This window comes from Dickeya lacustris, assembly GCF_029635795.1.
Taxonomy (GTDB): Bacteria; Pseudomonadota; Gammaproteobacteria; order Enterobacterales; family Enterobacteriaceae; genus Dickeya; species Dickeya lacustris.
This window is the reverse complement of the sequence record NZ_CP114280.1, coordinates 2,836,027-2,850,509: the sequence shown is the minus strand read 5'-3', so window position 1 is coordinate 2,850,509 and position 14,483 is coordinate 2,836,027. Positions and strand designations below refer to the sequence as shown.

Genomic DNA, 14,483 nt, shown 5'->3' with positions numbered 1-14,483 from the left:
CAGACTTACTGAATTTGAAGGCGCTGATTGAGTACCCGGTTTTTCTCTTCCGATGACGGCGTCACACACAAATGCGATAACGCGCTACTGCGAAATGGAATCACCTGGGTGCGGCCATCCAGTTGAACTATCTGATAAAACTGCGGCAGGTTAAAGTTAATGAAGCTGGAACCGTAGGTGAAACGATCGTGCGAAGAGGAGTAGAAACGGCTGACATCGCGCACCAGATCCTCTTTGCTGCCTTCACAGTGGTGATACACCTCAACACGGTTGGATTCGTCCAGAATATAGATATTGAACCCTTTATTGTCCGGCTGATCTTCAAAGAAGAATTGAATAATCCCTTCGCTCGCGACCCCATCCACCACCGGCGGCAAATGAATGTGATTGGTTTCTACCTGAACCGGCAAGCCCTGAAGTTTGTTATTCGAAATCGCCCCGTAGAACTCTACCGCATTTTCCAGTTTTTGCGCGGACACGCTAAGGCGCTCAAAAAACAGGCCCCAGGTTTCACCAGCCACTTTCACCGCTTTAAAACGCCCCGGCTCCTGACGCGTACTGGATAAACGCAGCTCAATACATTCCGACACCAATTGCTGCACACGGGTGCGAATAAGGCCGCGTAAATGCTGGCTGTAGCAGAGCACTTCCAGCGATTCAGGCAACGCCGCATCCTGATGCATTTTGCCAAGAATCGTCTTCAATGCTTCCAGCATCGCCTGTTCGCCGCTGAAATGCAGGGTACGCACCTCATTCCACGAATTGCGATACAGTAAATCAATACTACCAATCAGGCATTGCTGCTGCTGGCCGAAGCTAAATACATCCAACTGGCGGAAATCAAAATGTACCACCTGATTGCGGAACATGGCCGTCGGGTCATGCTCCAGATTGACGATAATCGCCAAATGGCGAATTTCACACGGGCTATACAGCGCTTTAGGCGTCGGTGCCGCAACGCGCAGCGGGAAATGGCTGGAAACGTCTGACACCAGTTCCTGGAGTTTGGCGATATCACACAGCCCGTGCCCTTTAATGTGCAACCGGGTTGACGGTGTCAGCAGCCCATTGAAATATGCCCAGGCCACCAGTTTGTTGAGGTAACGGTTATATTCCAGCGGCTGGTGGCTGATAATGGCATCCATTGACGGTGCCTGATTGTATAAATACCAACCTGAGCGATTCGCTCTCCCGGCAGGCACGTAGATAAAGGTCAGATTCGGCTCGGACAAATCAGGCGAGATCTGTGGATTAACCAGCGTGACCTTACCCGGCAGCGCTTCGAACGCCGCATACAATTTACGGGTCAGCACGCCAATATCCTGCGGGCTGGCGCTGGCGCTCAAATTATTACGGCGCGCAAAACGAATCAGGTTGCGGTAGCTTTGCATCATCGCATCCAGCAATTCGTTGTGCGCCTCACGCACCTGACCGATTTTCCAGTTAGCGCGATTATCCAGCATCACCAGACGTTCTCTGCTCCATCCCCACTCTTGCACCAGTTGCGTCAGAATCTGCCGACGCCATTGGGTGCAGGCGCGTTCGCGAGACAGTTTTTCGCAAACCTTGAGATAAAAGCAACGACGCACCAGATCAAGCCGGGTTTGATCATCAATCTCAGTAAGATAATGGGTGACGCGCTCTAGCATCATGCAGTAAGGATCAAGACCGAATGAGACTATCTCGCCATTATGTAAACGGGATTTAATCTCGCTGGAGAGCAAGCGGGTATTCGGGTATTCCCATGAGTACGCCTCCAGCAGCAGCGTTTTCAACACGGCTTTATAGGGGGAGTCAATACTCTTATAGAGCTGCCACAGACTGGCACCGAAATACTCTTCTGCAGAAAGCGCGCCAAGCCCGCCTAAATCAAGCCACTCGTTAGGTGCGATTGCGCCACGGGCGTAGAGCGACAAGACGAACTCATCGTAATGCGCTTCTTCTTCTTCCGGCACCATGTTCCACAGAATGCGTTTACCCGCCATGCGCACGGCAGTACGGTAAAACTCATCCAGTAGCAGAATGTGTTGCGTAGAGCCGCAATCTTCACCACCCAGACTACCGCTCTCGTTGTGGCGGAAACGGTTTTCGTCCATCAGGAAAAAACTGACGTCCAGCGCCGTGCCCGGCGGCCCATTTTTCCAGCAACGAACATTTCTGCTGTAAACGCTGGCGCTCTTCACCATCCAGCCAGGACTGATGACACACCCAGATATCCAGATCAGAACTGCAACTCTGCCCGATAGACGAGGTGCTGCCCATCGAATAGACGCCGGTTATCGGTAACTGGCCTTTACGGTCAGGCGTGGTAAGTTCGCCCCAGCGCAGCTCGACGCTATCAAGATAATGCTGCTGTCTTTCGTCCGGTGAGAAAAGACAAATACCGTGCGGCACTTTGCCTTCCAAATAACCGGGCATGAGAGGGTGGTGGTGATGTAGTAATACTGGCAAAAGACTGTATACCTGCTGAAAAGCCGGTTTCATTGCTTCCAGAGCACGATCCACACGCAGTTGGTTGATCGCATCCAGTCTTTGCTTCAGGGTCTCGATGTAGAAGTACAAGACGTTTCGCCTGCTTATCCCAGTGCCGATAAAAGAGCCATTATTTCCGAACCCGCCCTGAGTAGATATTGGAAGAATGATGGGCAGATGATTGCTGGAAACGTGATCAATTTAACACCTTGCTGAAAGAGCGTAAAGAAACTAAAGAAAGTTAGAGGTGATTAATGATGCTACAACGCTGTATAGATTATCGCCGTTTTTGCCCCCTGCGACTATCCCTCAGCAAAGATTTATCCTGGACATTATCCCTTCCGACATCAAGGCGATTCTACCGGCTTGCCTTCAATGGCCGGGGCTTCGATGTTACGATAAAAAGACATGATACGATGAAAAAAAGGATCAAAACGGTATCAGCATGGTAGACACGACTCTGAGAATTGCCACCCGACAAAGCCCGCTGGCGTTATGGCAGGCCCACTTCGTCAGACAACAGCTGGAAGCCTGCCACCCGGGATTGCGGGTGGAACTGGTTCCGATGGTCACTCGAGGCGATGTACTGCTCGACACGCCCCTGGCAAAAGTGGGCGGCAAAGGATTGTTCGTCAAAGAACTCGAGCTGGCGCTATTGGAAAATCGAGCCGATATCGCCGTACATTCGATGAAAGACGTGCCGGTGGAGTTTCCTACAGGGCTTGGGTTAGTGACCATCTGTGAACGTGAAGATCCGCGTGATGCGTTTGTCTCAAATCACTACGCCAGTCTGGAAGCATTGCCGCAGGGCGCCTGTGTCGGCACCTCTAGCTTGCGTCGGCAGTGCCAGCTCCGCGCAGCGCGCCCGGATCTGCGCATTCGCGACCTGCGCGGCAACGTCGGCACTCGTTTATCCAAGCTCGATAACGGTGAATACGATGCCATTATTCTTGCTGTCGCCGGGCTCAAACGCCTTGGTCTGGAAGAGCGCATCCGTAGCGCCCTTAGCCCGGAACAATCGCTCCCGGCGGTCGGCCAGGGCGCGGTCGGCGTCGAATGCCGCCTGGACGATCTGCGCACCCGTGCGCTACTGGCACCGCTGAATCATGAGGATACCGCCATCAGGGTTCTGGCCGAACGTGCGATGAATACGCGACTCGAAGGGGGGTGTCAGGTGCCGATTGGCAGCTACGCCGAATTACAGGGTGAGCAGTTATGGTTACGCGCACTGGTTGGCGCACCGGACGGCAGCCAGATTCTGTATGCGCAGCGCCACGGCTTGCGTCAAGACGCCGAGCAGTTGGGCATCAGCCTGGCGGAAGAACTGCTTGAGCGTGGGGCTCGCGACATTTTACAAGCGGTTTACGGTGGAACCCTGTCATGACCATTCTGGTGACTCGCCCCTCTCCGACAGGTGAGCAACTGGTCGCCCGTTTGCGTTTGGCTGGTTTGTCGGCCTATCATCATCCGTTAATCGAATTTTCGCCGGGCCGGGAACTGTCACAGCTCCCTGCCCTGCTACAAACACTGCCAGCAGGTTCACTGGTGTTTGCGTTATCCCAGCAGGTGGTCGAATTTGCCAGCCCTGAACTCAGCCGCGCGGGTATCAGTTGGCCTAAATCGCTCACCTATTTTGCCGTTGGCCGGTCAACCGGGCTGGCATTGCATACCGTCAGCGGCATGCCGGTACACTATCCGCCAGAGCGTTCAACCAGTGAAACGCTGTTGCAGTTACCCGCGCTACAGCAGGTTAAAGGGCAACAGGCGCTACTATTAAGGGGTAACGGTGGGCGTGAGTTATTGGGTGAAACGCTGCACCAGCGCGGCGCGATGGTACGCTATTGCGAATGTTACCAGCGAATGCCCGTCGTTTATGATGGCGCGCAGCAATGCCTGCGCTGGCAACAGCTTGGGGTTGATACGCTGGTTGTCACCAGCGGAGAAATGCTGCAACAACTCTATACGCTGGTACCGGAGTATTATCGCAAGACCTGGCTGTCAGGTTGCCATCTCGTTGTGGTCAGCGAACGCCTGGCAAGCCAAGCCAGAGAACTTGGCTTGCGTGATATCTGTGTCGCCGATAACGCCGATAACGATGCGCTGATGCGCGCCTTACAACACAACCGCTAAGCTAAAGCAACCTCTGCTCCGTCGGCTATCGGTAAGACGGCGCGTCTTGTGAACATCGCGTGCTGATAACCGGATTAATTAACGGCATAATAACTGTCTGGGTTGGTCAAATAACAACAGCATTAGATTAGCATTAGCCGGATATTGAACTGCCCCTAATGCGGCTCGCTGCAACCCGGGCAATTACCATTACCTGATCATAGGATGTCCCCATATGACGGAACACATTACCCCCTCAACCGCCTCTGATGCGGTGGTCGAACGGGTTGAACCCGCACATCCGCCAAAGTCACCGGCGTCTCCCGGCCAAGGGCGCTATGGTCTGGTGCTGGGTGCGGTCGCGATTGTGGTCTCACTGGCGGTCGGCGGCGGGCTCTATTATCTCGCCCAGCAGCAATTTTCTCGCCAAAACGCTGAACTGGCGCGGTTACAAGAACAACTCAGCACACTACAGAAGCAGCAATCGCAAACGCAGCAGCAATGGCAGCAAACGCTAGAACAGCAAGCCAAAGCGCTCAGTGCCGATGAGCAGCGACTCGCTGCGCTCACGCGTCAGGCTGGCGAAATGCAGGAAAAACTGGCAACACTCGCCAGTAACGACTCAAAAACCTGGCTGCTGGCACAGGCTGATTTTCTGGTTAAACAAGCCGGAAGAAAGCTGTGGAGCGATAAAGACGTGACGACCGCTGGCGCATTACTGAAAAGCGCAGATGCGAGTCTGGCAGACATGAATGACCCAAGCCTGCTGGATGTACGCCGCGCGATTACCCATGATATCGGTACGCTGGCAGGTGTCAGCCAAATCGATTTTGACGGCATCATTCTCAAGCTCAATCAATTAGCCGATCAGGTCGATAACCTGCGTTTGGCTGATAACGATACCGATGATGCGCCCATGGAAGAAAACGATACCACGTTATCCGCTTCGCTCAGTGAATGGCGGCAGAATCTGAGTAAAAGTTGGCACACGTTCTTGTCAGACTTCATTACTATTCGCCGCCGCGATGACAGCGCCGAACCGCTGCTGGCACCGAATCAGGACGTGTACCTGCGTGAGAATATCCGCTCGCGCCTGCTTATCGCGGCACAAGCGGTGCCACGCCATCAAAATGAAACCTACCGCCAGTCGCTGGAAACCGCAGCCACCTGGGTACGCGCTTACTTTGATGAGAATGACCCCAGCACAAAAGCCTTTCTGGAACAGCTTGATACCTTGAGTCAGCAGACCGTTGCCATGGATGTTCCCACCGAACTGCAAAGCCAATCGCTGTTAGACAAACTGATGCAGACCCGGGTGCGCAACCTGCTGGCTCAACCGTCAGCCAAGCCACAGGAGGGCTGATCAATATGCTCAAAGTCTTGCTGTTATTTGTGGTGCTCATCGCCGGAATCGTACTCGGCCCAATGCTGGCTGGCCATCAGGGTTACGTGCTCATTCAAACCGATAGCTACAATATTGAAACCAGCGTCACCGGCCTGGTGATTATGCTGGTCTTGTTTTTACTGGCATTTTTAGCGCTCGAATGGATAGTGCGGCGTCTCCTTCGTACCGGAGCGCGTACCCGAGGCTGGTTTATCGGCCGCAAACGTAGCCGGGCACGCCAGCAGACCAAAGCGGCATTGTTAAAGCTTGCTGAAGGTGACTATCTGCAAGTGGAGAAACTGCTTACCCGCAATGCCGACCATGCCGAACAGCCGGTGGTCAACTACCTGCTCGCCGCCGAAGCCGCCCAACAACGCGGCGATGATTACCGCACCCGTCAGTATCTGGAAAGAGCGGCAGAAATTGCCGACACGAACCCATTACCTGTAGATATCACCCGCGTACGCATTCAGTTGGCCCGCAATGAAGATCACGCCGCACGTCACGGTGCCGATCGTCTGCTGGAGATCGCCCCTCGCCATCCTGAAGTGTTACGGCTGGCGGAACAGGCTTTCTTACGTACTCATGCCTACAGCGCATTGCTTGATATTCTGCCGATAATGCGCAAACTGCGCCTGCGCAGTGAAAGTGAGTTTGATGAATTGCAGCAACGGGCCACGGTGGGTTTGATGGATCAAGCGATGGCAGAAGGCGGCAGCGGCGGTTTAAAACAGTGGTGGAAAAACCAGCCGCGTAAAATACGGCAGTCGCTCGCGATGCAAGTTGCCATGGCAGAACACCTGATTGTGTGTGACGACCATTCCACCGCCCAAACAATCATTATTGATGGACTCAAACAGCAATTTGACCCTCGTCTGGTTCAGTTGATCCCGCGCCTGAATAGCGGGCAGCCGGAGCCGCTGGAAAAACTACTGCGCCAGAGGCTGAAACAGCACAGTGACGACGCACTGCTGCACAGTACGCTCGGCCAATTGCTGATGAAGCATAGCGACTGGCAACAGGCGAGTGAGGCCTTCTCCGCTGCGCTGGCACTCAGGCCGGATGCTTATGACTACGCCTGGTGCGCCGATGCGTTTGATCGCCTTAAACGCCCTGAAGATGCGGCCCGTATGCGCCGTGATGGTCTGTTACTGACGCTACAGCCCCCTCATGATGCGTGAGTCGATGACACGCGGTTATTCCTCCCCTGACGACCGGCGCGCTGCGCCGGTTTTTTTGCCGAAAATCGATGCAATACAAGAAATTAAGGCAAAAAAAACGCTTGCCGACCAGCGACAAGCGTGCAATAAAAATCAGGTCTGAAAGACAACATTAAGGCGCCCCACTCAACGTGACGTTCAACAATGATGAATGAGCGTTACACCATCATTAAACGACAGGCACCATAAATGGCTCTGCGTCATTCCCAGGTTTATGAAGCCGAAGCAAGCATAGAAGGTGGAATGAGCATCTACACACAGTGTTTAGCATTAATGATGCCAACTTTTAAAGTTGGAATAAAATTATTTATTAGCTATTGATAAATAACAAATAATTATTTTATCTCCCTATTTGATGGCCTCTACATCCCCCACGTCAATCGTGACCTCCAGGCAAAATGTCGCCAATTAGAGACACCATGGCAGCGGAAAGTTATTATCTATTAAAATCAATCAATTGAGTGTCACTCTTTGGCGACAGAGCAATAGGGAAATGTCGTCAAAAAGCCACACCTCTGAGCCGGACGCATAAAAAAACCGCCACAACGCAGTAGTGGCGGTTAGGCATTACGTCATCAGGTAAATATCGCGTCAGGCAGCGTGTGACAACTGCTCCAGACTCTGCGTGGCCAGTTGATACAGGTAATGCGCGGTGGGAAACAGCGCGCGGTCGTCCACCCGGAATTTAGGATGGTGCAGCGCGTAAGGGCCGCCGGAGCCAACCATCATGAACGTCCCCGGTAGCTTTTGCTGGTAGAACGCAAAATCTTCACCAATCGGGCTCGCCTCGACACGGCGCGCCTCAAAACCTTCGGCATCAGCCACCTGTAGCGCAAACTCCACCCAATGCGGTGTATTGACCACGGAAGGCGGCCCGGCGTGCCAAATCAGCTCGATTTGCGCCCCAAATGTGCTGGCAAGGCCAGCAACAATCTGGCGAAAGCGCTGCTCGATAAGGTCACGCGCTTGCTGGCTAAACGTACGTACCGTCCCTTCGAGATAGGCCGTATCGGGGATAACGTTCCAGGTGCTACCGCTGTGTACCTGAGTAATCGACACCACCGCGTTATTATCAGACGGCACGGTACGGCTGATAATAGTCTGCACCGCGCTAATCAACTGCCCCAAAATGATGATAGGGTCATTGCCTTCATGCGGCTTGGCAGCGTGGCAGCCTTTGGCGGCAATGTTGATTTCAAAGCGGTCAACGCCCGCCGTCAGCGCGCCGTCTTTACCGCCGATAACACCAACTGGCAGCGTCGGGTCGTTATGAATGCCGAAAATGGCCGCCGCACCGTCTAATGCGCCTGCGGCAATCACCTCGGGAGCACCAAGGCCGGTTTCTTCGGCAGCCTGAAACAGAATACGCACGGTACCCTTTAATTCAGGCTCGATGCGTTTTAGTAAAATCGCCGCACCCAGCGCTGCCGAGGAGTGGAAATCATGGCCGCAGGCGTGCATGACGCCGCTATTTTTCGAACTGAACGCCACGCCGGACTCTTCTTCAATCGGCAGCGCGTCAATGTCAGAACGCACCACCACCAGCGGGCCATCCTGTAAGCCGCCCACTTCGGCCACCAGACCGGTTTTTAGCGGCAAATCCAGAATGCGAATGCCTTCTTTTTCCAGCACGGCGCGAATTTTCCGCGTGGTTTCAAACTCCTGATTGGACAACTCCGGGTGTTGATGCAAATCGTGCCGGAATGCCTGAATAAATTGAGCCAGCGGCTCATACTGGGCATGCTGTTTCATGCAGGGTGACTCCTCTTTTTCTCGCCCTGTCACTCAGGGCAGCCCAACTGAGAGGGCTTGCAGGTGAATAGGGTTCTATCAAATATCGAACTCGGGTGGTTCCTGAATCTGGGTAAGCTGGCGCAGGAAACGGCGCGTTTGCGGATTATCAGAAAAGCTGATCACTTTCTCCGCTGGCCCTTGCTCAACAATATGGCCGTCCGCCATAAAAATCACCCGGTCAGCCACCTCTTTGGCGAATTGCATCTCGTGGGTGACTATCACCATCGTGGTGTTCTGCCCGGCAAGATGTTGAATCACCTGTAAGACTTCATGCACCCGCTCCGGGTCGAGCGCCGACGTCGGTTCATCAAATAAAATCGCCTTCGGATCGACCGCCAGCGCGCGCGCGATGCTCACCCGCTGTTGCTGCCCACCGGAGAGCGTCACCGGGTATTGGTGCGCCTGTGGCCGTAGCCCTACGCTTTCCAGCAGCGCCAGACCGATTTCATCAGCCTGTTTCTTCGGCATTTTTTTCACCACAATCAGCGCTTCGGTGATGTTCTCCAGTGCCGTTTTATTCTTAAACAGGTTGTAGTTCTGAAACACCATCGCTGTCTGCCGCCGCAAGGCATACTCTTCACGGGTGGTATAACGGCGCGTATCCAGTGACTGACCTGCAATGCTGATAACGCCAGACTCAGGCTTTTCCAGCAAGTTCAGGCAGCGCAGCAAGGTGGATTTTCCCGAACCAGACGGCCCGATAATCGCCACCACTTCGCCCTCGGCAATATCCAGGCTGATGTTATCGAGCACCACCTGGTCGCCAAAACGTTTGGTCAGGTTTTTTACGCTAATCATAGGGGCTCCTTAACGCTGCCGTGAGTGGCTCAGTTTCTTTTCTAACTGGGTCTGAAGCCAGGAATAAACCATAATCAGCATCCAGTAAATCAGCCCCACCACCAGGAAGGTTTCAAAGAAACGCAGCGATTCGGCAGCAATCATCTTCCCTTCGGCAAACAGTTCAGATACACCGAGTGCGAACGCCACTGACGTATCTTTAATCAATGAAATAAACGTATTACCCGTTGCTGGCAGCGCATTGAGCATCGCCTGCGGCAGCACGATACGGCGGTAAATCTGCACTTTATTCATGCCAACCGACAGCCCGGCTTCGGTCTGGCCAAAATCCACCGACGCCAGCGCCGCACGGAAAATTTCTGCCATATACGCCGAGTTTTTCAGGCTAAAGCCGATGATCGCCGCCGTCATGGCTGACAGGCCGTTAAGCGCAGGAAACAGTTGCGGCAGACCAAAATAGATAATGAACAACTGCACCAGCGAAGGAATGCCGCGAAACAGTGAGATGTATAACTCAACCAGTTTCACCAATACGATAAAACGGCTTTCGCGCACCAGCGCCAGCACCAACCCCAGCACAATCGCAAACAGCATTGATACCACCGCCAGTAACAGCGTGGTGGGTAAGTACATCAGTACCTGGGGAAAGACCTTTAACAGGTAGGAGAGATCGATATTCATGAACCATACCATTACGGGCGGCAGCCACACCGACGAAGATGCAGCGGCCACCCGGGGAGTTGAGTGGGCGACGGATTATTTGGCCGCCGTAATATCCTCACCAAAATATTTCACCGACAGCGCTTTCAGTCGGCCATCATTGCGCATTTTGGTGAGTTGGTCGTCAAACTGTTTGCGCAGCGCATCGCCCTGGCTGTCCTTATGGAAAGGAAAACCAACCTGCTCGACCACCAACGGCTCACCCACCATCTTAAAAGGCAGATTGCGCTTATTGATTTCCGCCAGCAGAATCGGGCGCGAGTTAATATAGCCCTCAACGCGCTTGGCCAGCGCATCGCTCATCGCACCATCACGGGTTTCGTAAGTACGAATCGTGACGCTGCCGTCAGCAAAAGCTTTTTTCAGGTTGTTAACGTGGTTAGAGCCCAGCACGCCCGCCACGGTTTTCCCTTTCAGGTCATCGAGCGTATTGATGTTGGTGTTGTCTTTGTGTGTGACAATCTGGCTGCCATAGTAGCTATAAGGCGTAGAGAAGCTGTATTTCTCCTGACGCGCTGGGGTAATCGCTACCACATTGGCAATGGTATCAAGCTTACTGGCTTCCAGTTGCCCCATCAGGCCGCTGAAATCCGCCGTCACCCATTCAACCTTGTAGTTCAAATCCTTGGCTATGGTTTCTGCCACTTCGACATCGAAACCTACCAGTTTGTTATCCTGTTTGAACGCGCTCGGGTAGCTTTGCCCGGTCGCGCCGACACGCAGCACTTTTTCGCCGCTTTTTTGTCCATCACAACCCGCTATCAGGAAAGCCGCCGCTAAGGTGAGTGCTGATAAAGTTATTTTTTTCATTTAGGTCTCCGCTCTTGGGTGTGTTTTTTTCCACTGGTTATAACGCTGCGGGTCGAGCACTTTTTCCATAAAGATGGTTTGGTGTCCTTTACCCAAATCAGCCTGACACACGTCCTTGAATCCATAATTTCTGTACATCTCAAGTAGCCAGGGGTGGTTTTTCGCTGTCCCCAGCGACACCGCCGGTGCTTTTAATTGCGTCAGCAAAATGTCCTGCTCCAGCCAGTTCAGCATCTGGCGGCCTAGCCCCTGCTGTTTGAAGTCGGGATGTGTGGCAAACCACCCGATGTGCGGTAATCCAAACGGCCCTGGCTCCGGGCCCCATGGGTAGCGAATGGAACACGACGAGGCGAAGCGCCCCTCTTTTTCCATAACGTAAACGCCGTTGTTTTGAATATGAAAGCGAATCCGCTCAATATCGGCATAGGCGGCATCAAATTTGATACCCAGCTCGCGCACCGGAGCATACGCCGCCAGCGCCAGTTCGAGGAAGGCTTCATCATCCGCCAGTGTGACCTGGCGAAATACTGTGCTCATGGCCGCCCCCGTTACTCTGCCAACAAACCGCTGTCATCGGCATAGCGAATCACGTCATCCACTTTCTGCGGCGCGCTGCCAAGATAATTTGCCGGGTCAAGCCAGGCTTCCAGAGCTTCTGCGGTGAGGTGTTCAGATAACACCGGGTGCTCCAGCAACACGCTCTTGAACGCCCGGTTCTGCTCAAATGCCACCATCGAACACTCATAGACCAGATGGTGGGCCGTCTGCTTGCCGAGAAGTTTGCCGATTTCGAACATCACTTTCTCAGACAACAGCAGGCCGTTTTGCACATCCAGATTGGCGCGCATCTGTTTTTCATTAACCGACATACCACGCAAAATGCCGAGCGCATTCTGTAACTGTGCGGAGAGATAAATATTGATTTCCGGCAGTGCTATCCATTCGGCACGCCAGCTCATGGCATCGCGCTCATGTTCAACTTTCATCGACTCATGAATCAGCGCCGCGCTCTTAAACAGCGGAGCCGTCAGGCTCGCCAGCCCTTCAAGCGCCGCCGGGTTGCGTTTATGCGGCATGGTGGTCGAGCCAATTTTCCCTTCAGAGAACGGTTCTTCAATCTCATTGATTTCCGTGCGCATCAGGTTGTAGAGCTCGTTACCGATTTTACCGAGCGTCCCGCTGATTAACACGGTAACAGACGCGTATTCAGAAAAACGATCGCGTGCCGATTGCCAGCCGATATTCGGTGTGTTCAGGCCCAGTCGGGTGAGGGTACGGCGTTCAATTTCCGGCCCCAGTTCGCCAAACGAAGCATAAGTACCGATAGCGCCATTGATATTACCAACCAGCACCCGTTCACGGATTTCATTCAGTCGTTGCAAATGGCGAATAAACTCATCCAGCCAGACGGCCAGCTTAAAACCAAACGTTGTCGGCAGGGCCTGCATGCCGTGGGTTCGACCGGTCATCAGAGTATATTGATGCTTTTTCGCCAGCCGTTTTAGCTCAAGCGCCACCAGACGGGTATCGCGCACAACGATGTCAAACGCCTGGCGCAATTGCAGTACCGTCGCGGTATCCACCACATCCTGGGTAGTGACGCCATAATGAATGTACTCTCCCGCCTCACCACACTGTTTCTGGATAGCGGCAATGGTCGGCATCAGAGAGTGCTTCATGCGCGCGGCATCTTTGGCGATGTCCTCTACATTGAGCGCCGCCGCATTGGCATGGGATGCAATCACATTCGCGGCATCCTGAGGAATAACGCCCAGTTCACCTTCAGCCTGCGCCAGCGCAATTTCCACCTCGACCTGACGGGTCAAGCGGGTTTGCTCTGACCAGACATCACGCATTTCTGGTGTGCCAAAATTATTGCCAATAAGAAGAAAATCAATCAGATGTGATGCCATAGATTACTCGTTAGATTGTAATAATGGGGGAATGGAGGCGGGCCGAGACGTCGCTGTTGTTTGTAGATGACTATAGCACTGGCGATATTCGCACCGATATATCGCTTCGATATAACATATTCTTTATGGTTTTATAATCACTATGGAAATTACTTCATTTGAAATAACCTGCCGAACGGCCCTGCGCGATGAAAGATGCTTCCATCGCGACATGAAATGCATAATTAAGCAAAATAGAACCGGGCACTGGTGATCAACCCAGCGTTAACCTCAAACACAGCGATGCTCTCGACAGGCTGTTCAGCTATGCCATAAATTTTTTCATGATCAAAGACATGGCAGCCCAGCACGGTACGGGAGATCAGTTCGGCTCGTAGGGCGGGATTATTAAAACGGTGATCGCGATAGAACTGTATCAATGCCGCTTTCCCCTGCAGCGAAAGCCGATTTTCCGGCATACGATAGGCTTGAAAATCATCATGAAAGCAGGCAGCGAATGCCACCAGATCGTGAGCGTTATAAGCGGAAAATTGTTTTTCGACGGGCGTGATTACTGACATGCAAACCTCATTTAAATTCTATAAAAGTGAATATATATTCAAATGATATACAGCAGTAACGGCTGGCGTGCAATGCGTGTCTGCGAATGAAAGCAAAAAAAACGGCAACCTGTTAAGGTTGCCGTTCTTCTGAGTAAGTGGTCGGCGAGAGAGGATTCGAACCTCCGACCCACTGGTCCCAAACCAGTTGCGCTACCAAGCTGCGCTACTCGCCGATGGTACTGCTTTACTACTATTCCCACGCTTCTGGCATGGTACAAAGCCTGTGTGGTGCGAAGAGAGGGACTTGAACCCTCACGTCCTAGGGACACTAACACCTGAAGCTAGCGCGTCTACCAATTCCGCCACCTTCGCCTGACACAAACCTTTGAATCTGGGGTGGCTAATGGGACTCGAACCCACGACAACTGGAATCACAATCCAGGGCTCTACCAACTGAGCTATAGCCACCATATACCACTGCTTAACTACGTATTACGGTACTCGATTACGGGGTACCTCCGCAGCTCTGCGCACAACTTAATGGCGCGCCCGACAGGATTCGAACCTGAGACCTCTGCCTCCGGAGGGCAGCGCTCTATCCAGCTGAGCTACGGGCGCGTAGCGCCGTTGCGGGTGGGGATAGTACGGACTTAGGGGGAAGCTGTCCAGTGCTTTTTTACAGAAATGATGCGTTAAAGGCGCGTTTGCTTATGCTTTGCTC

Annotated in this window: 11 protein-coding genes, 4 tRNA genes and 1 pseudogene; 4 read left to right on the top strand and 12 right to left on the bottom strand. The window is 53.1% G+C overall.

The genetic code is table 11. The features are described from left to right. Positions 1–5: 5 nt before the first annotated feature. Positions 6–2,562 (bottom strand): annotated as a pseudogene (locus O1Q98_RS12940) (class I adenylate cyclase). 355 nt (positions 2,563–2,917) lie between these two features. Here O1Q98_RS12940 and hemC point away from each other — a divergent pair. The 4 genes from hemC to hemY all read left to right on the top strand — a co-directional run bounded on the left by hemC (position 2,918) and on the right by hemY (position 7,146). Next, a complete protein-coding gene (gene hemC / locus O1Q98_RS12935; protein WP_125260961.1) occupies positions 2,918–3,856 on the top strand; it encodes a hydroxymethylbilane synthase in 939 nt (312 codons plus the stop codon). Beyond that, entirely contained in the window at positions 3,853–4,602 is a 750-nt protein-coding gene (gene hemD / locus O1Q98_RS12930) for a uroporphyrinogen-III synthase (protein WP_125260962.1), read from the top strand. Before hemC ends, hemD begins: the two co-directional genes overlap by 4 nt. 214 nt (positions 4,603–4,816) lie before the next feature. Further along, positions 4,817–5,944 (top strand): uroporphyrinogen-III C-methyltransferase, encoded by a 1,128-nt coding sequence (hemX, locus tag O1Q98_RS12925; RefSeq protein WP_125260963.1) that lies wholly within the window; start codon positions 4,817–4,819, stop codon positions 5,942–5,944. A 5-nt stretch (positions 5,945–5,949) separates the two neighbouring features. Next, entirely contained in the window at positions 5,950–7,146 is a 1,197-nt protein-coding gene (gene hemY, locus O1Q98_RS12920; RefSeq protein ID WP_125260964.1) for a protoheme IX biogenesis protein HemY, read from the top strand. A gap of 630 nt (positions 7,147–7,776) precedes the next feature. On the opposite strand, the gene O1Q98_RS12915 is transcribed toward hemY, so the two are convergent. The 11 genes from O1Q98_RS12915 to O1Q98_RS12865 form a co-directional block, all read right to left on the bottom strand. Beyond that, positions 7,777–8,937: an amidohydrolase gene (locus O1Q98_RS12915; RefSeq protein ID WP_125260965.1), complete on the bottom strand. Its 1,161-nt coding sequence runs from the start codon at positions 8,935–8,937 to the stop codon at positions 7,777–7,779. Positions 8,938–9,015: 78 nt separating this feature from the next. Further along, positions 9,016–9,777 carry an amino acid ABC transporter ATP-binding protein gene (locus O1Q98_RS12910; protein WP_125260966.1) on the bottom strand — a complete coding sequence of 254 codons (762 nt, stop codon included), beginning with the start codon at positions 9,775–9,777 and terminating at the stop codon, positions 9,016–9,018. Between the two features lie 9 nt (positions 9,778–9,786). Next, positions 9,787–10,458 (bottom strand): amino acid ABC transporter permease, encoded by a 672-nt coding sequence (locus O1Q98_RS12905; protein WP_125260967.1) that lies wholly within the window; start codon positions 10,456–10,458, stop codon positions 9,787–9,789. A 75-nt stretch (positions 10,459–10,533) separates the two neighbouring features. Further along, positions 10,534–11,307 (bottom strand): amino acid ABC transporter substrate-binding protein, encoded by a 774-nt coding sequence (locus O1Q98_RS12900; RefSeq protein ID WP_125260968.1) that lies wholly within the window; start codon positions 11,305–11,307, stop codon positions 10,534–10,536. Then, on the bottom strand, positions 11,308–11,844 hold the full coding sequence (locus tag O1Q98_RS12895; protein WP_125260969.1) for a GNAT family N-acetyltransferase: 537 nt from the start codon (positions 11,842–11,844) through the stop codon (positions 11,308–11,310). Between the two features lie 11 nt (positions 11,845–11,855). Further along, positions 11,856–13,220, bottom strand: a complete 1,365-nt coding sequence (purB, locus tag O1Q98_RS12890; protein WP_125260970.1) for an adenylosuccinate lyase — start codon at positions 13,218–13,220, stop codon at positions 11,856–11,858. 224 nt (positions 13,221–13,444) lie between these two features. Then, positions 13,445–13,780: a nuclear transport factor 2 family protein gene (locus tag O1Q98_RS12885; protein ID WP_125260971.1), complete on the bottom strand. Its 336-nt coding sequence runs from the start codon at positions 13,778–13,780 to the stop codon at positions 13,445–13,447. Positions 13,781–13,918: 138 nt separating this feature from the next. Beyond that, positions 13,919–13,995, bottom strand: a tRNA-Pro gene (locus O1Q98_RS12880). A gap of 53 nt (positions 13,996–14,048) precedes the next feature. Beyond that, a tRNA-Leu gene (locus O1Q98_RS12875) sits at positions 14,049–14,134 on the bottom strand. Positions 14,135–14,154: 20 nt separating this feature from the next. Then, a tRNA-His gene (locus O1Q98_RS12870) sits at positions 14,155–14,230 on the bottom strand. Positions 14,231–14,303: 73 nt separating this feature from the next. Beyond that, positions 14,304–14,380, bottom strand: a tRNA-Arg gene (locus O1Q98_RS12865). Between the last annotated feature and the right edge of the window lie 103 nt (positions 14,381–14,483).